General features: G+C 59.3%; 17 protein-coding genes. 12 read left to right on the forward strand and 5 right to left on the reverse strand.

Annotation, left to right across the window (positions count from 1 at the left end; all coding sequences use genetic code 11):
* Positions 1-298 precede the first annotated feature (298 nt).
* The 6 genes from AC1RO5_RS02430 to AC1RO5_RS02455 are packed head-to-tail and all read left to right on the forward strand — an operon-like array spanning position 299 to position 6,252.
* A complete protein-coding gene (locus AC1RO5_RS02430; protein ID WP_018925486.1) occupies positions 299-1,393 on the forward strand; it encodes an ABC transporter ATP-binding protein in 1,095 nt (364 codons plus the stop codon).
* Entirely contained in the window at positions 1,393-2,508 is a 1,116-nt protein-coding gene (locus tag AC1RO5_RS02435; RefSeq protein ID WP_493172444.1) for an ABC transporter ATP-binding protein, read from the forward strand. Before AC1RO5_RS02430 ends, AC1RO5_RS02435 begins: the two co-directional genes overlap by 1 nt.
* Entirely contained in the window at positions 2,505-3,371 is an 867-nt protein-coding gene (locus AC1RO5_RS02440; protein WP_253421468.1) for a carbohydrate ABC transporter permease, read from the forward strand. The genes AC1RO5_RS02435 and AC1RO5_RS02440 overlap by 4 nt, the downstream gene beginning before the upstream one ends.
* An 8-nt stretch (positions 3,372-3,379) precedes the next feature.
* Positions 3,380-4,180, forward strand: a complete 801-nt coding sequence (locus tag AC1RO5_RS02445; RefSeq protein ID WP_018925489.1) for a carbohydrate ABC transporter permease — start codon at positions 3,380-3,382, stop codon at positions 4,178-4,180.
* A 10-nt stretch (positions 4,181-4,190) separates the two neighbouring features.
* Positions 4,191-4,463 (forward strand): DUF2160 domain-containing protein, encoded by a 273-nt coding sequence (locus AC1RO5_RS02450; protein ID WP_493172447.1) that lies wholly within the window; start codon positions 4,191-4,193, stop codon positions 4,461-4,463.
* A gap of 46 nt (positions 4,464-4,509) precedes the next feature.
* Positions 4,510-6,252 (forward strand): ABC transporter substrate-binding protein, encoded by a 1,743-nt coding sequence (locus AC1RO5_RS02455; RefSeq protein WP_007940906.1) that lies wholly within the window; start codon positions 4,510-4,512, stop codon positions 6,250-6,252.
* An 82-nt stretch (positions 6,253-6,334) separates the two neighbouring features.
* Here the strand turns inward: AC1RO5_RS02455 and AC1RO5_RS02460 are convergent, their stop codons facing one another.
* Positions 6,335-7,744: a heavy metal sensor histidine kinase gene (locus AC1RO5_RS02460; protein ID WP_493172449.1), complete on the reverse strand. Its 1,410-nt coding sequence runs from the start codon at positions 7,742-7,744 to the stop codon at positions 6,335-6,337.
* The gene (locus AC1RO5_RS02465) at positions 7,741-8,415 is read right to left on the reverse strand and encodes a heavy metal response regulator transcription factor (protein ID WP_007940896.1); all 675 of its coding nucleotides are present in this window, start codon (positions 8,413-8,415) and stop codon (positions 7,741-7,743) included. Before AC1RO5_RS02465 ends, AC1RO5_RS02460 begins: the two co-directional genes overlap by 4 nt.
* Positions 8,416-8,881: 466 nt before the next feature.
* On the opposite strand from AC1RO5_RS02465, the gene AC1RO5_RS02470 reads away from it, so the two are divergent.
* The 6 genes from AC1RO5_RS02470 (at position 8,882) to AC1RO5_RS02495 (ending at position 16,077) form a co-directional block, all read left to right on the forward strand.
* On the forward strand, positions 8,882-10,141 hold the full coding sequence (locus tag AC1RO5_RS02470; protein ID WP_493172451.1) for a TolC family protein: 1,260 nt from the start codon (positions 8,882-8,884) through the stop codon (positions 10,139-10,141).
* Between the two features lie 49 nt (positions 10,142-10,190).
* Positions 10,191-11,384 carry an efflux RND transporter periplasmic adaptor subunit gene (locus AC1RO5_RS02475; protein WP_493172453.1) on the forward strand — a complete coding sequence of 398 codons (1,194 nt, stop codon included), beginning with the start codon at positions 10,191-10,193 and terminating at the stop codon, positions 11,382-11,384.
* 40 nt (positions 11,385-11,424) lie between these two features.
* Positions 11,425-14,577: an efflux RND transporter permease subunit gene (locus tag AC1RO5_RS02480; RefSeq protein ID WP_493172455.1), complete on the forward strand. Its 3,153-nt coding sequence runs from the start codon at positions 11,425-11,427 to the stop codon at positions 14,575-14,577.
* Between the two features lie 120 nt (positions 14,578-14,697).
* Entirely contained in the window at positions 14,698-14,901 is a 204-nt protein-coding gene (locus AC1RO5_RS02485; RefSeq protein WP_493172457.1) for a co-regulatory protein PtrA N-terminal domain-containing protein, read from the forward strand.
* Between the two features lie 79 nt (positions 14,902-14,980).
* Positions 14,981-15,313, forward strand: a complete 333-nt coding sequence (locus tag AC1RO5_RS02490) for a DUF2790 domain-containing protein (RefSeq protein WP_493173198.1) — start codon at positions 14,981-14,983, stop codon at positions 15,311-15,313.
* A 383-nt stretch (positions 15,314-15,696) separates the two neighbouring features.
* A complete protein-coding gene (locus tag AC1RO5_RS02495; RefSeq protein ID WP_493172459.1) occupies positions 15,697-16,077 on the forward strand; it encodes a DUF6124 family protein in 381 nt (126 codons plus the stop codon).
* A 208-nt stretch (positions 16,078-16,285) separates the two neighbouring features.
* Here AC1RO5_RS02495 and AC1RO5_RS02500 read toward each other — a convergent pair whose 3' ends face one another.
* The 3 genes from AC1RO5_RS02500 to AC1RO5_RS02510 form a co-directional block, all read right to left on the reverse strand.
* Positions 16,286-17,611: an OprD family porin gene (locus AC1RO5_RS02500; protein WP_493172461.1), complete on the reverse strand. Its 1,326-nt coding sequence runs from the start codon at positions 17,609-17,611 to the stop codon at positions 16,286-16,288.
* A gap of 176 nt (positions 17,612-17,787) precedes the next feature.
* Positions 17,788-18,102 (reverse strand): helix-turn-helix domain-containing protein, encoded by a 315-nt coding sequence (locus AC1RO5_RS02505; protein WP_493172463.1) that lies wholly within the window; start codon positions 18,100-18,102, stop codon positions 17,788-17,790.
* Positions 18,092-18,442, reverse strand: coding sequence for a toxin (locus tag AC1RO5_RS02510; protein WP_493173200.1), 351 nt, complete (start codon positions 18,440-18,442; stop codon positions 18,092-18,094). The genes AC1RO5_RS02505 and AC1RO5_RS02510 overlap by 11 nt, the downstream gene beginning before the upstream one ends.
* Positions 18,443-18,551 lie beyond the last annotated feature (109 nt).

Here is an 18,551-nt window from a genome sequence, read left to right on the forward strand (position 1 = left end):
CCCCCCCCCCCCCCCCCCCCCCCCCCCCCCCCCCCCCCCCCCCCCCCCCCCCCGCCTGGCTCCTACAGGGGCAATGTGTGGCTGAAAGCGCCTATAGAGTGTTGTTCACATTTGTTCATTGTCAATCGTTGAACTGTTCAATTGTTCATTCGTGGTTGTTCATTTCTGTTCAGCAACGAATGCGATTCTTGTTTTGTGTGAGGGGATTTCAAGCCAAATCAAGCGCTTGGAATTTCTGGCACGAATGTCGCTGTAGTGCTCCGGTCGCTTGACTCAAAAAATAAAAAAAGGCCGAGCCATGTCACTAATCCTGGAACACGTCAGCCGCACCATCGAAGGCCAGACCTGGATCGACGATGCGTGCCTTAATTTCGAACCCGGATCGTTCAACGTTTTGCTTGGTCGCACGCTGTCCGGCAAAACCAGCCTCATGCGCCTGATGGCCGGTCTGGACAAGCCCGACAGCGGTCGCATCCTGATGAACGGCGTCGACGTCACCCAACGCCCGGTGCGTTTGCGCAACGTGTCGATGGTCTATCAGCAGTTCATCAATTACCCGACCATGACGGTGTTCGAGAACATCGCCTCGCCGCTGCGTCAGGGCGGCGTTGCCAATGAACTGATCCAGAGCAAAGTGCTGGAAACCGCGAAGATGCTGCGCATCGAGAAATTCCTCCAGCGCCATCCACTGGAGCTCTCCGGCGGCCAGCAACAGCGCACGGCCATGGCCCGGGCGCTGGTCAAGGACGCCGAGCTGATTCTGTTCGACGAGCCGCTGGTCAACCTTGACTACAAGCTGCGCGAAGAGCTGCGCCAGGAAATGCGCGAGCTGTTCAAGGCGCGCAATACCATTGCGATTTACGCCACCACCGAACCCAACGAAGCCCTGGCGCTAGGCGGCACCACGACGATTCTTCACGAGGGTCGGGTGATTCAGAGCGGCAAGTCCTCCGAGGTGTATCACCAGCCGCAAACCGTGCTGGCGGCGGAGTTGTTCTCCGAGCCACCGATCAACCTGATGCCGGGGCGCATTGCCGGCAACGAAGTCAGTTTCGCCAATTTCGTGCACTTCCCGTTGAACGTCGATCTGCGTCCGGTGGGCGAGGGCGAGTTCCGTTTCGGCGTGCGTCCCAGCCATATCTCGCTGGTGCCGAGCAACGACGACGATCTGGAACTGGCGGTGACCGTCGAGGTGGCCGAGATCAGCGGTTCGGAAACTTTCCTGCACGTGCGCAACGAGTATTTCCTGTTGGTGCTGCACTTGCCGGGGGTGCACGAATACGACGTCGATGCGCCGATTCGCATCTATATCCCGACTCATAAACTGTTTGTGTTCGATATGCAGGGGCGGCTGGTCCAGGCGCCCGGTCGCCGTATTGCGAGGGTTGCCTGATGGCCGAAATCCGTTTGCAGAGCCTTGCCCACAGCTACACCCACACACCGACCGGCCCCGAGGATTACGCGATTCGCGAGATGGACCACGTCTGGGAGCAGGGCGGCGCCTATGCGCTGCTCGGGCCTTCGGGGTGCGGCAAGTCGACCTTGCTCAACATCATTTCCGGGTTGCTCAGCCCGTCCCAGGGCCAAGTGCTGTTCGACAGTAAAGTGGTCAACGAACTGACCCCGGAAAAGCGCAACATCGCCCAGGTTTTCCAGTTTCCGGTGGTCTACGACACCATGACGGTGTTCGACAACCTGGCCTTCCCGCTGCGCAATCAGGGCATGGTCGAAGCGAAGATTTACAGCAAGGTGCATGAAATCGCCGAAGTCCTCGACCTTCAGGCATTGCTGCACAAGAAGGCGCGCAACCTCACCGCCGATGAAAAACAGAAAGTCTCCATGGGCCGTGGATTGGTGCGTGATGACGTGTCGGCGATCCTCTTCGATGAACCGCTGACGGTGATCGACCCGCACCTGAAGTGGAAGCTGCGGCGCAAGCTCAAGCAGATCCACGAGCAGTTCAACATCACCATGGTCTACGTCACCCACGATCAGCTCGAAGCCTCGACCTTCGCCGACAAGATCGCGGTGATGTACGGCGGGCAGATCGTGCAGTTCGGTACGCCACGGGAATTGTTCGAACGGCCGAGCCACACCTTTGTCGGCTATTTCATCGGCAGCCCGGGGATGAACCTGATCGACGTCCAGCCTCAGGCCGGCGGTGTCGGTTTTGCCGGGACTCATTTGCCATTGTCCGACGCGATGCAGAAACGCATCGCCGACAGCGAATGGAAAACCCTGAAGGTCGGCATCCGTCCAGAGTTCGTCCATGTGTGGGAGGAGGCCTTTGATGACGCGTTGCAGGCCAAGGTCGTACACGTCGAGGACCTGGGCACCTACAAAATCATGACCCTGAACCTCGACGGCGTGCTGCTGAAAGTACGCCTGGCCGAAGACAAACCGGTGCCCGACGGCACGGCGTACATCAGTTTCCCGGGGCAATGGCTGATGGTTTATGCCGATGATTATTTGCTGGAAGCGAAAGCCATTAACGAGGTGCAGCCATGAACAAGGTGCAGAACAACAAGGCCTGGTGGCTGGTGCTGCCGGTGTTTCTGCTGGTGGCGTTCAGTGCGGTGATCCCGATGATGACCGTGGTCAATTACTCGGTGCAGGATATCTTCGACCAGTCCAGCCGCTATTTCGTCGGCGCCGACTGGTACAAGCAGGTGCTGCTCGACCCACGGTTGCATGACTCGCTGCTGCGTCAGTTCATCTATTCCGGCTGCGTGTTGTTGATCGAAATCCCGTTGGGCATCGCCATCGCCCTGACCATGCCGATCAAGGGCCGCTGGTCGTCGCTGGTGCTGATTATCCTGGCGATTCCGCTGTTGATCCCATGGAACGTGGTCGGCACCATCTGGCAGATTTTCGGTCGGGCCGACATCGGCTTGCTCGGCTCCAGCCTCAACGGCATGGGCATCAGCTACAACTACGCGGCCAACACCATGGACGCCTGGGTCACGGTGTTGGTAATGGACGTCTGGCACTGGACGTCGCTGGTGGCGCTGCTGTGTTTCTCCGGGCTGCGAGCGATTCCGGACGTGTATTACCAGGCGGCGCGGATCGATCGGGCGTCGGCCTGGGCGGTGTTCCGGCACATCCAGTTGCCCAAGCTCAAGAGCGTACTGCTGATCGCGGTGATGCTGCGGTTCATGGACAGTTTCATGATCTACACCGAGCCGTTTGTGTTGACCGGTGGTGGTCCGGGCAATGCCACGACCTTCTTGAGTCAGACCTTGACCCAAATGGCCGTAGGGCAATTCGATCTCGGCCCGGCGGCGGCATTCTCGCTGGTGTACTTCCTGATCATCCTGTTGGTGTCGTGGCTGTTCTACACCGCCATGACTCACTCTGACGCCAATCGGTGAGGCCCGCCATGAGCAAGAGAAAGCTGATTCCGCTGCTGGTCTACATCCTGTTCCTGCTGGTGCCGATCTACTGGCTGCTGAACATGTCCTTCAAGAGCAACACCGAAATCCTCGGCGGCCTGACCCTGTTTCCCCAGGATTTCACCTTCGCCAACTACAAGGTGATCTTCACCGACCCGAGCTGGTACACCGGCTACCTCAACTCGGCGTACTACGTCAGCATGAACACGATTATTTCCCTGACCGTGGCCTTGCCGGCGGCCTATGCGTTTTCGCGTTATCGCTTCCTCGGCGACAAGCACCTGTTCTTCTGGCTGCTGACCAACCGCATGGCACCGCCGGCGGTGTTCCTGCTGCCGTTTTTCCAGCTGTATTCCTCGATCGGCTTGTTCGATACGCACATCGCCGTGGCGTTGGCTCACTGTCTGTTTAACGTGCCGCTGGCGGTGTGGATTCTTGAGGGCTTCATGTCTGGCGTTCCCAAGGAAATCGACGAAACCGCCTACATCGATGGCTACAGCTTTCCCAAGTTCTTCGTGAAGATTTTCGTTCCGCTGATCGGCTCCGGGATCGGTGTCACGGCGTTTTTCTGCTTCATGTTTTCCTGGGTCGAACTGTTGCTGGCGCGAACCCTGACGTCGGTGAACGCCAAACCCATCGCCGCGGTGATGACCCGCACGGTCTCGGCCTCCGGCATCGACTGGGGCGTTCTGGCAGCGGCGGGGGTGTTGACCATCCTGCCGGGCATGCTGGTGATCTGGTTTGTTCGCAACCATGTGGCCAAGGGCTTTGCCCTGGGCCGGGTATGAGGAACTGATGATGGAATGGATGAGCTGGACCAGCCCGACGGCGGCGTTCTTCGGCGTCATTGCCTTGATCCTGGTGGGCATGACGACCTGGGAGTTGCGTTCGCCAAGCATTCTTCGAAAAGGTTTTCTGCCGATTACCACCACCCGTGGCGATCGGCTGTTTATCGGTCTTCTCGGCAGCGCCTACCTGCATTTGCTGGTAATCGGCGTCACCGACTGGAGCATCTGGGTGGCGTTCGCGTTGTCCCTGGTGTGGCTGTTGGCTGTGATGCGTTGGGGATAGGCTCTGTACGAGAACTGCCTGCTCCGAAACCCATAAAGGAGGTCTTATGTTCGATAAAAACAATAAGCTGCGACATAGCATTTCACTGGCAGCCATGCTGGCACTCAGCGGTTTGAGCGCATCGGCCTGGGCTGATGCCTACGAAGACGCTGCGAAAAAGTGGATCGGCGGCGAATTCAAACCGTCCACCCTGACGGCCGATCAGCAACTCGCGGAATTGAAGTGGTTCATCAAGGCGGCCGAGCCGTTTCGCGGGATGGACATCAAGGTTGTCTCGGAAACTCTGACCACCCATGAATACGAGTCCAAGGTGCTGGCCAAGGCCTTCACCGAGATCACCGGGATCAAGGTCACCCACGACCTGCTGCAAGAAGGCGATGTGGTGGAAAAGCTGCAGACCGTGATGCAGTCGGACAAGAGCATCTATGACGGCTGGGTCAACGACTCGGACCTGATCGGTACGCACTTTCGCTATGGCAAGACCGAGGCGATCACCGACCTGATGGCCAACGAAGGTAAAAACTTCACCTCGCCAACCCTCGACATCAAGGACTTCATCGGCACCTCCTTCACCACCGCGCCCGATGGCAAGCTCTATCAATTGCCCGATCAACAGTTCGCCAACCTCTACTGGTTCCGCGCCGACTGGTTCGAGCGCCCGGAGCTGAAAGCCAAGTTCAAGGAAAAGTATGGCTATGAACTGGGCGTGCCGGTGAACTGGTCTGCCTATGAAGACATCGCCAAATTCTTCAGCGAAGACGTCAAGGAAATCGACGGCAAGCGGGTCTACGGGCACATGGACTACGGCAAGAAAGACCCGTCTCTGGGCTGGCGTTTTACCGATGCCTGGTTCTCCATGGCCGGCGGCGGTGACAAGGGCTTGCCCAACGGTTTGCCGGTGGATGAGTGGGGCATTCGTGTCGAAGACTGCCATCCGGTCGGCTCCAGCGTGACCCGCGGAGGCGATACCAACGGCCCGGCAGCGGTTTTTGCCACCACCAAATACGTCGACTGGCTGAAGAAGTACGCGCCACCGGAAGCGGCGGGCATGACCTTCTCCGAATCCGGCCCGGTGCCGTCCCAGGGCAACATCGCCCAGCAGATTTTCTGGTACACCGCGTTCACCGCCGACATGACCAAACCGGGCCTGCCGGTGGTGAACGCCGACGGTACGCCGAAGTGGCGCATGGCGCCGTCGCCGAGAGGGCCGTACTGGGAAGAGGGGATGAAGCTTGGGTATCAGGACGTGGGTTCCTGGACATTCATGAAGTCCACGCCTGAGAAACAGAAGCTCGCGGCCTGGCTGTACGCGCAGTTCGTGACCTCGAAAACCGTGTCGCTGAAGAAAACCATCGTCGGCCTGACGCCGATCCGCGAGTCGGACATCAACTCTCAAGCCATGACCGACCTGGCGCCGAAGCTCGGTGGCCTGGTCGAGTTCTATCGCAGCCCGGCGCGGGTGCAATGGACGCCGACCGGCACCAACGTGCCGGACTATCCGCGTCTGGCGCAGTTGTGGTGGAGCCACATCGCCGAAGCTGCCAGCGGCGAGAAAACCCCGCAACAGGCGCTCGATGGTCTGGCCAAGGATCAGGACGCGATCATGACCCGTCTGGAACGCTCCAAGGCCCAGGCCACTTGCGCGCCGAAAATGAACCCGGAACGCGACGCGCAATACTGGTTCGACCAACCGGGCGCACCGAAGCCGAAACTGGCCAACGAGAAGCCCAAGGGTGAAACCGTGAGCTACAACGAACTGCTGAAATCGTGGGCAGATGCGCGTAAGTAAGCTTCTCTACTGAGAAAGAGGAACGGCACCGAAAGGTGCCGTTTTACTTTGTGCCTGTTCCTCCGCCAGGTATTGCGGTGACCTACATTGCATTTTCGTTTTTGGGGAAAACCAGTCTGAACACGGTCATCGTACCGGGCAGGCTTTCAACCTCGGCCACTCCCTGATGCAAACTCATGATCGAACGCACGATGGCCAGGCCCAGTCCGGTGCTGCCTTGCGAGCGGGAGCGACTGCTGTCGACCCGGTAAAAGCGGTCGAACAGGTGCGGCAGATGCTGCGCTTCGATGCCCGCGCCGGGGTTGCTGACCCGCAGCGAAATCTGAGTCGGCTCTTGCTCAATGTGCAGCGAAACCGTTTGCCCGGCCGGGCAGTGGCGCAGGGCGTTGGACAGCAGGTTCGAGATCGCCCGTTGAATCATCAGGCGGTCGCCCAGTACCCGTGCGCTGGCGCCGGTCACGCGCAGGCTGATGCGCTTGTCTTGCGCCGACAAGGAAAACAGGTCGGCCACTTTCTCGGCTTCTTCTTCCAGGGCGACCGGCTCGAAGGACGTGAGCGCTGCCGGGTTACTGGCCTGCGCCAGAAACAGCATGTCCGAGACAATCCGCGCGACACGCTCCAGCTCTTCGGTGCAGGACACCAAAACGTTTTTGTACGCCTCGGCCGTGCGTTCCCGGGACAGCGTCACCTGTGCCTTGCCCATCAAATTGTTGATCGGCGTGCGCAGTTCATGGGCCAGGTCATCGGAGAACTGCGACAACTGCTGCACACCATTGTCGAGGCGATCCAGCATGAAGTTGATCCCTTGGGCCAGTTCACTGAGTTCCTGGGGCATGTCGAGCACCGACAGCCGATGGCCGAGGTCTTGCGTCGAGACCATCGCCGCCACTTTGCGAAATTCGCGCAACGGCATCAGCCCCCGCTGTACGGCGGCCCAGGCACTGAGGCCGATGAAGATCAGCAGCAATGGCAAAGCAATCAGCGTCGAGCGCAGATAGGCGCTGAGCAACGCCTGATTGTGGGCATCGTCCATCGACAGCAGCACCGGGACGCGGGTGCCGTCCTTGATGCGGACCAACCGCGAGGCGGTCAGGTAGCGCTTGCCTTGATCGTCGGTACCGTCGGAGAACGCCAGTGGTTCGTCGGCGGCCAGTACTGCCTTGCGTTCAAGGCGAGGGTCGGCCATGCCGGAGCCGGATTTCAACAGTGGCGTGCGCAAGTTTCTGCGGTCATAAATCGTCAGGGTGAGGTTGTCATGGCCCATGACCTGATCGAGCAGAATGTGCGGCGCCGAACGAATTTCTGCGGGATCGGCGTACAGCGACAGGCTGTGTTCCACCTGTTCCATCTTCTGGGCCAGGCTGTCCCTGGATAACGCGTTCAGTTCATGGGTCAGGGCGAAATAAGCCAGGATCGCCAGAAACACTACCAGCAGCGCCCCGAGAATACTCACCGTCAGGCCGAGGCGCATCGACAGGCTGGCCGGCTTCATTCCCGCGCCTCCAGCACATAGCCGACACCGCGCAGGGTATGGATCAACTTGCTGTCGAACGGGTCGTCGATCTTCGCCCGCAGGCGGCGGATCGACACTTCGACCACGTTGGTGTCGCAGTCGAAATTCATGTCCCACACCAGCGAAATGATCTGGGTGCGGGTGAGCACTTCCCCGGACTGGCGCATCAGCAGGTGCAGCAGGGCGAATTCCTTGGTGGTCAGGTCGATGCGCTGCTCGCCGCGGAAGGCGCGGTGACGGCCCGGATCAAGTTCCAGGTCGGCGACTTTGAGCACCTGCGGCACCGGGATGTTTTCGCTGCGGCGCATCAGCGTGCGCACTCGCGCCAGCAATTCCGGAAACTCGAAAGGCTTGACCAGATAATCGTCGGCGCCCAGATCCAGACCACGAATCTTGTCGGCCAGACGCCCGCGCGCGGTGAGCATCATCACTCGGGTGGAATGGGTGCGACGCAATTGTTCCAGCACGCCCCAGCCATCGAGTTCCGGCAGGTTCACATCCAGAATCACCAGGTCATACGCCTGCTGTTGCGCCAGATGCAGTCCATCGGCGCCGGTGGCCGCATGGTCAACGATATAACCACTTTCCGTCAGTCCCTGATGCAAGTATTCGGCAGCTTTAAGCTCGTCCTCGACGACAAGGATTCGCATGATCTATCACCACTTTTATTTAATGGATATTTAATTAAGGTGGCCGGGAAAGTTGTTGTTTTTGTAGGGGCTTCCGGACGGATTTGAATAACGACTAGAGGTTGTGAGTTGCTGGTTTCCTACAGCGGTTTCCCTGTGTGATGGCGTGCAAGGTAAAGGCTGTAGTGGCTACAGGGTCAACTGAAATGGTGGGTCTTGAGCCCTTTAATAGCGATCTGCGACAGCCTGTCGCAGCAGGCAAGCCCGAATGCCCATACGCCGCATTCAGGCAAGTGCTGTTTGGCAGATAACTACCGCGTATTTGTTTCCATGTATTGCTATGTCGCCTTTCGCACTTCGCATCCTAAATCAAAACAACTTCTACATGCCGCGGATAACGGATTTGTAATGTTCCAGTCACCTTGCCGATAAGTTCAAAACCCTACCGTGGCGGCATCAAAGATTCTTGAATAAAGGAAGTCTTCCATTGCCCGGTTTAAAAGAACGGACGGCGCGATCACGCCTGAAAAAAACAGCGAGGAGAGTGACGGCCAGCGTTGTATTGCTGGCCGGCACGGGTCTTGTGCATGCATCGACCCTGACCCTCGATCAAGCCCTGCAAACAGCATTCGCCGGTAACCCGGATCTGGCGGCTGCGCAGTGGGAAATCGGCATCGCCGAGGGTGAGCGCAAACAGGCCGGTCTGATCCCCAACCCCGAAGTGTCATGGGAGGCTGAAGACACCCGGCGCGATTCGCGAACCACCACGGTGATGCTCAGCCAACCGATCGAACTGGGCGGCAAACGTGGCGCACGGATCGACGTCGCCAGCCGCGCGCAGGACGCCGCCGGGATCGAATGGGAGCGCAAGCGCAATGCCTTGCGCGCCGATGTGATTCAGGCGTTCAACAGCGCCCGGACCGCGCAACAACGCTTGCAGTTGTCGCGTCAGTCGCTGCAACTCGCCGAACACGGTTTGCGCGTCGCCCAAGGACGCATCGAGGCTGGTAAATCATCGCCGGTCGAAGGCACCCGGGCGCAAGTGCAACTTTCCGAAGTGCGCCTGGAGCTGAGCCGCGCCGAACGCGATCAGGCCAACGCCTACCAACAATTGGCGCAGGTCATGGGCGCACCGTTGCCAACCTCGACCACCGTGCAAGCGGCCACGCAAAGCATGCCCACCGTGCCGCCGGCGAGCCGATTGCTGGAGCGCCTGAACGAGACCGCCGAACTGCGTCTGGCCAAATTGCAGATCGATCAGCGCGAAGCCTCATTGGGTCTGGAAAAGTCGCAGCGCATTCCCGACCTGACTGTGAGCATCGGCAGTCAATACAGCGAAACCGAGCGCGAGCGGGTCAACGTGGTCGGGCTGTCGATGCCGATTCCGCTGTTCAACCGCAACCAGGGCAACGTGCTGGCGGCAGCCCGGCGCAGCGATCAGGCGCGGGATCTGCGCAGCGCCACCGAGCTGCGTTTGCGCACGGAAATCCAGACCACCCTTGAGCAATGGCAGACCGCCAACGGCGAAGTCGAAGCGTTCAATCAGACCATCCTGCCCGCTGCGCAAAGTGCAGTCGACAGCGCCACGCGCGGCTTCGAAATGGGCAAGTTCGGCTTCCTCGACGTGCTCGACGCCCAGCGCACCCTGATCAGCGCGCGCAGCCAATACATCCAGGCCGTCAGCGAGGCGACGGATGCGCGAGTACGCATCGAACGCATTTTCGGCGACCTCACCGTCAACCCTTGAATTTCATCTTTCAGATCACTGCGCGATGGCATGGCGCAGAGGAGTTTCCATGGAAAAAAAACTGATCGTGGTGGCTGCGGCGACGTTGGCGCTGGGCATTGGTATTGGCTCGATGTGGCCGGGCAATGCGTCCATCGACGCTCACGCCGATGAAGCGGCGGAACACGCCGGTCACACTGAGGAAGGCGCAGCAGCCGACGGTGAACATACGGAAGAAGGGCACCTGGAGTTGAGCGCCGAACAGATCACTGCGGCAGGCATTCAACTGGCCGAAGCGCGGGCACAGAACATTAGCCTCGGCTTGCCGTTCCCTGGCGAAGTGCGCTTTGACGAAGACCGTACCGCGCACGTGGTGCCTCGGGTGCCCGGCGTGGTCGAGTCGGTGTCGGTCAATCTTGGGCAGTCGGTGAAGAAGGGCCAGTTGCTGGCGGTGATCGCCAGTCAGCAGATCTCTGATCAGCGCAGCGAACAGGTTGCCGCACAGCGTCGCCTGAGCTTGGCGCGCACCACCTACGAACGCGAGAAAAAACTGTGGCAGGACAAGATCTCCGCCGAGCAGGATTTCCTTCAGGCACGCCAAGCCTTGGAAGAAGCCGAAATTGCCCTGACCAATGCGCGGCAAAAAATCAGCGTGCTCAGTGGCAGCGTGGTCGCCACCGGCGGCAATCGCTATGAACTGCGCGCGCCGTTCGACGGTGTGGTGGTGGAAAAACACCTGACGCCGGGGGAGGTGGTCGATGAAACCACGGCGGCGTTTACGCTCTCCGACCTGTCGCGGGTGTGGGTGACGTTCGGCGTTTCGCCCAAGGATCTGAACAAGGTGCGAGTGGGCAAACCGGTCACCGTCAGCGCTCCGGAACTCAATGCCGAAGTCGCCGGCACCGTAGCCTACATCGGCAGTTTGCTCGGTGAACAGACCCGCACTGCAACGGTCCGCGTGACCCTGGAAAATCCGCAAGGCTCGTGGCGCCCCGGCCTGTTCGTCACCGCGCTGGTGGCGACCGACAGTCGCCAAGCCAGGGTCGCCGTACCCGAGACCGCGATCCAGACCGTCGAGGACAAGCCCACGGTGTTCGTGCGCACCGATGACGGTTTCAAGGCGCAAGCGGTGGAGTTGGGCAGTCGCTCGGCCGGTCTGGTGGAAGTCACCCAAGGGCTGGAACCGGGCGTGCAAGTCGCCAGTGCCGGCAGCTTCGTCCTCAAATCGGAGTTGGGCAAAGCCTCGGCTGAGCATTCTCATTGAAGGCTCCCACTGATCCGTCAACCTCGACCGGAAGGTTCTCATGTTCGAACGCCTGATCCAGTTTGCCATCGAGCAGCGCATCATCGTGCTGCTCGCTGTTCTCCTCATGGCCGGCCTCGGCATCGCCAGTTATCAAAAGCTGCCGATCGACGCCGTGCCCGACATCACCAACGTCCAGGTGCAAATCAACACCGGCGCGGCCGGGTTCTCGCCGCTGGAAACCGAGCAGCGCATCACTTTCCCGATTGAAACCGCCATGGCCGGTTTGCCGGCGCTGGAGCAGACCCGCTCGCTGTCGCGTTCGGGGCTGTCGCAGGTCACGGTGATCTTCAAGGACGGCACCGATCTGTTCTTCGCCCGGCAATTGGTCAATGAGCGTTTGCAGATCGCCAGGGAGCAATTGCCCGAGGGTGCGCAAGCGCTGATGGGGCCGATTTCCACCGGGCTTGGCGAGATTTTCCTGTGGACGGTGGAGGCGCAGGAAGGTGCGCTCAAGGACGACGGAACCGCCTACTCGCCGACCGACCTGCGGGTGATTCAGGACTGGATCATCAAGCCGCAATTGCGCAACGTGCCCGGTGTGGCCGAGATCAACACCATCGGCGGATTCGCCAAGGAATACCAGATCGCCCCCGACCCGAAACGGCTGGCGGCGTACAAACTGACCCTCACCGATCTGGTCACGGCGCTGGAGCGCAACAACGCCAACGTTGGCGCCGGTTACATCGAGCGCAGCGGCGAGCAACTGCTGATTCGTGCGCCCGGGCAAGTGGCGAGTACAGACGACATCGCCAATATCGTGATGGCCAATGTCGACGGTACGCCGATCCGGATCAAGAACGTCGCAACCGTAGAGATCGGCCGCGAACTGCGTACCGGTGCCGCCACCGAAAACGGTCGCGAAGTGGTGCTGGGCACGGTGTTCATGCTGATCGGCGAAAACAGCCGGACCGTCTCCCAGGCAGTGGCTACCAGGCTTGAACAAATCAACCGCTCCCTGCCCAAAGGTGTGATCGCGGTGCCGGTGTATGACCGCACGCACCTGGTGGACAAGGCCATCGCCACGGTGAAGAAAAACCTCGTGGAAGGGGCGATTCTGGTCATCGCGATTTTGTTCCTGTTCCTGGGCAACATCCGCGCGGCGTTGATCACCGCCATGGTCATTCCGCTGTCGATGCTGTTCACCTTCACCGGCATGTTCACCAACAAAGTCAGCGCCAACCTGATGAGCCTCGGCGCCCTCGACTTCGGCATCATCGTCGACGGCGCGGTGGTGATCGTCGAAAACACCCTGCGACGGCTGGCCCATGCGCAGCAACATCACGGGCGTTTGCTGAGCCGTTCCGAGCGTTTCCATGAAGTATTCGCAGCGGCCAAAGAAGCGCGGCGGCCGCTGATTTTCGGCCAGTTGATCATCATGGTCGTGTACCTGCCGATCTTCGCCCTGAGCGGTGTCGAAGGGAAAATGTTCCACCCGATGGCCTTCACGGTGGTCATCGCGCTGCTCGGCGCCATGCTGTTGTCGGTGACCTTTGTGCCGGCGGCCATAGCGCTGTTTGTCACCGGTAAAGTCAAAGAAGAGGACGGCGTGGTCATGCGCGGCGCGCGTCGCGTTTATGCGCCGGCTCTGGCGTGGGTGATGTCCCATCGCGCAATGGCGGTGGGTGCGGCGTTGGCTGTGATTGTGCTCAGCGGCGTGCTCACCAGCCGCATGGGCAGCGAGTTTGTGCCGAGCCTCAGTGAGGGCGATTTTGCCCTGCAAGCCTTGCGCGTGCCGGGTACCAGCCTCACGCAATCGGTGGATATGCAGCAGCGTCTGGAGACCTTGATCCTCAACAAGGTGCCGGAAGTCGAGCGCGTGTTCGCCCGTACCGGCACCGCCGAAATCGCCTCCGACCCGATGCCGCCGAACATCTCCGACAGCTACGTGATGCTCAAGCCGAAGGAGCAGTGGCCGGATCCGGGCAAGTCCCGCGAGACCCTGATGGCCGAACTGCAACAAGCCGCCGCGACGCTGCCGGGCAGCAACTATGAACTGTCGCAGCCGATCCAGTTGCGCTTCAACGAACTGATCTCCGGTGTGCGCAGCGATGTGGCGGTCAAGGTGTTCGGGGATGACATGGACGTGCTCAACGCCACGGCGGCGAAGATCGCCACCGCCATGCAGAAGGTCAACGGCGCATCCGAGGTCAAGGTCGAGCAAACCACCGGCCTGCCGGTGCTGACCATCAACATCGACCGCGACAAGGCGGCGCGATACGGGCTCAACGTCGGCGATGTGCAAGACACCATTGCGGTGGCGGTTGGCGGGCGCCAGGCCGGGACACTGTATGAAGGCGATCGTCGTTTCGACATGGTGGTGCGTTTGTCCGATGCCATGCGCAAGGACATCGAAGGTTTGTCGGCACTGTTGATTCCGGTGCCAGCGCCCCTGAATGGCGCGGCCGATCAGATTGGCTTCATCGCCCTCAAGGACGTCGCCAGCCTTGATCTGGTGCTCGGGCCGAATCAGGTCAGCCGCGAAAACGGCAAGCGGTTGGTGATCGTCAGCGCCAACGTGCGTGGGCGGGATATTGGCTCCTTCGTTAAGGAGGCCGGTGAGGTGATCGAGCGCGATGTGCAGGTTCCAGCGGGTTACTGGACCCGTTGGGGCGGGCAGTTCGAGCAGTTGCAGTCGGCAGCCAAACGCTTGCAGATCGTGGTGCCGGTGGCCTTGCTGTTGGTGTTCGGGCTGCTGTTCATGATGTTCAACAACCTCAAAGACGGCTTGCTGGTGTTCACCGGGATTCCGTTTGCGTTGACGGGCGGCGCCATGGCCTTGTGGCTGCGGGACATTCCGCTGTCGATCTCGGCGGGCGTGGGGTTTATTGCGCTGTCGGGGGTGGCGGTGCTCAACGGCCTGGTGATGATCGCGTTCATCCGCAATTTGCGGGAGGAGGGGCGTTCGCTCGCTGATGCAATCAATGAGGGCGCGCTCACGCGACTGCGCCCGGTGTTGATGACGGCGCTTGTGGCGTCCCTGGGCTTCATTCCCATGGCTTTGGCGACCGGCACGGGTGCCGAGGTGCAACGTCCGTTGGCGACGGTAGTGATTGGCGGGATTCTGTCTTCGACCATCCTCACGCTGCTGATACTGCCCGCGCTGTATCAGCTCGCGCATCGTCGGGATGAGGAGGTGAGTCCTACCCCATAAGCCAATGTTTCAGACATATCCCCTGTGGCCACATAACGGATATGTAATTTGCGCGCCACCGTCATGAAAGGTTCGGATTGTTACCTTGACCTCGTTAGTTAATTAAACGAGGAATCAAGCATGAAACTTGTACAACTGAGTGCGTTTGCAGCGGCGTTGGTGATGTCTTCTGTTGTTTTGGCTGAAGGTGGCGGCGACAGAGTCTTTGAGAAAATGATGGCGGCCAATGACCGCTCGGTGGAGGCCTTTGTCGCCAAGGAACAGGCGCGTAACCCCGTCGTGTTGAATGAAAAGAAGGACGACAACAAGACCAAAGACTTGTAAGCGTGTCGCACCTGAACTAGCCCGTCATCGAAGGCCGATGGTGGGCTTTTTTTTGAGCCTCGATTTGAAGGTATTGGATATGAAAGTTTTTAAGTTGATGGCGTTCGTCGGTGTGATGGCGATGTCGTTGAATGCGCTGGCAGAAGGCGGCGGTGACCGGACGTTTGAGAGGGCGCTCAGTGCCAACATCAAAGCCATGGAGCAATACGCGGCCAACCGGGGCAAACCTGCGCCGGTGGTGAAAGACTACGAATACGGGATGAAACTGGATGTGGTGAAAGTGGTGAGCGTTGTGCGGCCGCAAGTTGCTTGTGCTGTTGTGCCTACTGCCATGACCTATGAAGATTCAAAGGGCCAACTCAACACCATCAAATACACCGTGGCAGGCGGTTGCCGCAATCGCGGCGGCTGACACAGCTTCCACCTGTCTGGCATCGAATCCCCCTACACATTGCGTATTTCAATTCGGGATGTTTAAAGGTTGTACTTGGAATACAGACGCTTCCCACAATATTTTCAGGTTGTCCGTCGGACGCCCGCTCTCTAGCCTGTGCACGTCGCTGCCAATTCAGCGACCGGGCCTGGAAACCCCGATCAGTAACAGTGGCGCCAACACGCCTTTCATAACGTATCCTTGCGCACCTTGAATGTGTGCACTCCGTTATGGCGGCTGTGCGTGGGAGACCTTCGGGTCGACCGGGTCGCCGCTGCCCGGGTTTCCAACCTGCGTACAGCTGCCACCTCTTCGTCCGGAAACCGAATGGGGCAGCTCCAACTTTTCAGTGGAGTTTCACCATGAAAAAACCAACACCAAACCCTCCCGAAGCAAGCACAGCTACGGACACCGACCCAACATCCCCCTACGCCACCATCGACTCCAAAAAACTCCACGAAGCTGCCGAACGTGCGCTCGATTACTACCTGAACCCTACCGCCCACGTCATGGCCACGCCCTACACCCCCAACCAGATGTATTTCGCCAATCCCAAAGCCGACACCGAATCCCTGCTGGCCAATGCCAGCGAATCATTGTCCTCGGCCACGGTCATGCTCGGTGACTTCGCTGCACTGCTGGAAGGCACCCATCGCAAGACTTTGCTGGGCATTGCGCAAGTGGTGATGTTGGGAGAGCTGGCGGTAAATCAGGCGTTGGATAACGTCGAGCCGGCTGAGTAACCCTCGCGCAACGCAACCCCCGTAGGAGCTGCCGAAGGCTGCGATCTTTTGACTTTAATTTTAAGGATCAAAAGATCGCAGACTTCGGCAGCTCCTACAGATTCTCAATCCACGGGCATAAAAAAGGCGCCCCGAAGGACGCCAAAAGATTCACCTCTTACCAAAGGAGCAAGGAGCTTCTAAAGGTGAATTTGCATAAACCGTGAAGTCAGAGAATCGCCAGCGGATACTCGACAATCACCCGCACTTCATCCAGATCCGACTCAAACGCCGTGGCGCGGGTTGTGGCCTGGCGCAGACGAAGAGACATGTCTTTCAGCGAGCCGCTCTGCACCACGTATTTGACTTCGATGTCGCGCTCCCAGCGCTTCTGGTCAGTCAGCGGGTTGCCGTCGGCATCGCGGCGCATGTACACGGCGTTGGCGTTGGAATAGTTGGCGTCGGTGCCACGGGCGTAACGGGTCATGAACGACAAACCCGGCACGCCATAGCTGTTCATGTCGAGGTCGTAACGAACCATCCAGGAACGCTCCTTGGGCGAGTTGAAGTCGCTGTACTGGATGGAGTTGTCGAGGAAGATCGAGTCGGACTGGCGCAGGTAATCGAAGTCGTCGTTGCCGTTGTTGCGCTGGTGCGATAACGCAACGGAGTGGGCGCCGAGTTTCACCCCGACACGGCCGCTCCAGATGTTGTTGTCGAATTCGCCGAGCAGTTGTTTGCCTTCGTCGACCGCCTTGTAATAGTTCAGGCCACCGAACAGCGACAGGTCGTCCGACAGCGGATAAGTCCATGCGGTGCCGGCGTAGTACTGATTCCAGGCATCCTTGAGGCGACTGGAATACAGGCTGAAACTGAGGTTTTTGTTCTGCGTGTAGTCGCCACCGAAATAGCCGACCCACGGCGAATTGACTGGACCGGCGTAGAAGGTCGCGAAGTTTTCGCGCATGTTGCTGGACACCGGTTGGCTCATCGCATGCAGGCGACCGCCCTGCACCGACAGACCTTCGATACTGGTGTTGGTGGCCGTGACACCCCGGAAGCTTTCGGGCAACAGTCGGGAGTCACCCGCCGCAACCACCGGGTTGGCCGGAAACACATCGCCGACCTTCACCACCGTATCGAAGGCGCGCACTTTGGCGGCGCCACCGACCTTGGTGTATTCATCCCGCGCTTGGCCATCACTGTCGACCGGCAGCACATCAAACGAACTACGGCCACCGTTTCGACCATCGCCGGTATCGAGCTTCAAGCCGATCATCGCAAATGCATCGACCCCGACCCCGACGGTGCCTTGGGTAAAGCCGGATTCGAACTTGCTGATGACCGCGTGAGACCAGGCCTCGGAATAACCATTGCCGGTGGGACTCGACTGGCCGTCACGGTGATCACGATTGAAGTACAAGTTGCGGTTGAGCACCGTCAGGCTGCTGCCCTCGATAAACCCCTCGGCTTTTTCTTCCGCCAACACCATGGACGGCCCGGAGCCGACAACCACCGCTAAAGCGGCTATCGACATTTTTGTATTGTTAACCATCAATCACTCCTTGGGTTCGGCAGAACGGGAACGTGCTTCGGCGTGGGTTTTATTGTTCGACGGGCAAGGGCCCGCCGGCATGGTCGCCGGGTGACATCGTTGCAAGCTGCGGATAACGCCAAGGTGATGGGGGAATTACAATTTCGTCATGTGGGTGGAATGACAACCCTGCACGTTCAGGTCAGCGCTGCGAGTTGTTCGATCGTCTGCGGAAAGCGTTCAACCAAGCGGATCAGTGTCGTGGCTTGGGCATTTGGTGTTGCCCGTCCTTGTTCCCAGTTCTCGAGGGTTCGGGTGTTGGTGCGTAGATACATGGCGAACACCGACCGGGAAAGATTGAGCTGTTGACGGATGGCCACCACTTCCTCGGCAGTGATGGGTACCAGTTTCGGCAGCGTGACCTTGTGGGTCCGCAGCGTGACCTTGCCTTGGCGCTCGTCGGCCAAGGCTTCGAGGCCTTCCATCAGTTCGGAAAAAATGTCACGTTTCATAGTGGGTTCTCGTGTTGATTTCTCTATCCAGCGTTTGTCTGAAAAGTTTTTTCTGGGACGGCGACAGGTCGTCTTGCTCGTTTTTGCTATACACGGTGAACAGCCAGAATTGATCGAAACCTGACCACCAGTAATAAATCACCCTAAGCCCGCTGCGCTTGCCTTTACCCCGACGTTGATCGAAAAAGCGGATTTTTCGCAGCCCGCCCGTGCCTTCAATGAGATCGCCAGCTTCGGGGTTTTTTAGCAGCTCCAACTGAAAGCTGCGGAACAGATCGTCATCCAGGTAAGCGTCTCGGTGTTTCTGAAACGCAGGTAATTCGATAAAAAGAGCATCCATGTTCTGTACGTCACCTGCGTATAGTGTTGTCTCGATAATCGAATAGGTCAAGGCATCGAAGCCATCCTTTTCGTTCCCCGTTTTCAAGGTAGACCCCGGTCGTAAAAAC

It is taken from the genome of Pseudomonas sp. GW822-FHT02G04, assembly GCF_058802085.1.

Excerpts from the sequence above, each read along its gene's own strand:
- AC1RO5_RS02465 (WP_007940896.1), bottom strand. The coding sequence starts at position 8,415 with ATGCGAATCCTTGTCGTCGAGGACGAGCTTAAAGCTGCCGAATACTTG.
- AC1RO5_RS02505 (WP_493172463.1), bottom strand. The coding sequence starts at position 18,102 with ATGAAACGTGACATTTTTTCCGAACTGATGGAAGGCCTCGAAGCCTTG.
- AC1RO5_RS02485 (WP_493172457.1), top strand. The coding sequence starts at position 14,698 with ATGAAACTTGTACAACTGAGTGCGTTTGCAGCGGCGTTGGTGATGTCT.
- AC1RO5_RS02440 (WP_253421468.1), top strand. The coding sequence starts at position 2,505 with ATGAACAAGGTGCAGAACAACAAGGCCTGGTGGCTGGTGCTGCCGGTG.
- AC1RO5_RS02455 (WP_007940906.1), top strand. The coding sequence starts at position 4,510 with ATGTTCGATAAAAACAATAAGCTGCGACATAGCATTTCACTGGCAGCC.
- AC1RO5_RS02495 (WP_493172459.1), top strand. The coding sequence starts at position 15,697 with ATGAAAAAACCAACACCAAACCCTCCCGAAGCAAGCACAGCTACGGAC.
- AC1RO5_RS02430 (WP_018925486.1), top strand. The coding sequence starts at position 299 with ATGTCACTAATCCTGGAACACGTCAGCCGCACCATCGAAGGCCAGACC.
- AC1RO5_RS02510 (WP_493173200.1), bottom strand. The coding sequence starts at position 18,442 with ATGGATGCTCTTTTTATCGAATTACCTGCGTTTCAGAAACACCGAGAC.
- AC1RO5_RS02460 (WP_493172449.1), bottom strand. The coding sequence starts at position 7,744 with ATGAAGCCGGCCAGCCTGTCGATGCGCCTCGGCCTGACGGTGAGTATT.
- AC1RO5_RS02500 (WP_493172461.1), bottom strand. The coding sequence starts at position 17,611 with ATGGTTAACAATACAAAAATGTCGATAGCCGCTTTAGCGGTGGTTGTC.
- AC1RO5_RS02475 (WP_493172453.1), top strand. The coding sequence starts at position 10,191 with ATGGAAAAAAAACTGATCGTGGTGGCTGCGGCGACGTTGGCGCTGGGC.
- AC1RO5_RS02435 (WP_493172444.1), top strand. The coding sequence starts at position 1,393 with ATGGCCGAAATCCGTTTGCAGAGCCTTGCCCACAGCTACACCCACACA.
- AC1RO5_RS02490 (WP_493173198.1), top strand. The coding sequence starts at position 14,981 with ATGAAAGTTTTTAAGTTGATGGCGTTCGTCGGTGTGATGGCGATGTCG.
- AC1RO5_RS02450 (WP_493172447.1), top strand. The coding sequence starts at position 4,191 with ATGGAATGGATGAGCTGGACCAGCCCGACGGCGGCGTTCTTCGGCGTC.
- AC1RO5_RS02445 (WP_018925489.1), top strand. The coding sequence starts at position 3,380 with ATGAGCAAGAGAAAGCTGATTCCGCTGCTGGTCTACATCCTGTTCCTG.
- AC1RO5_RS02480 (WP_493172455.1), top strand. The coding sequence starts at position 11,425 with ATGTTCGAACGCCTGATCCAGTTTGCCATCGAGCAGCGCATCATCGTG.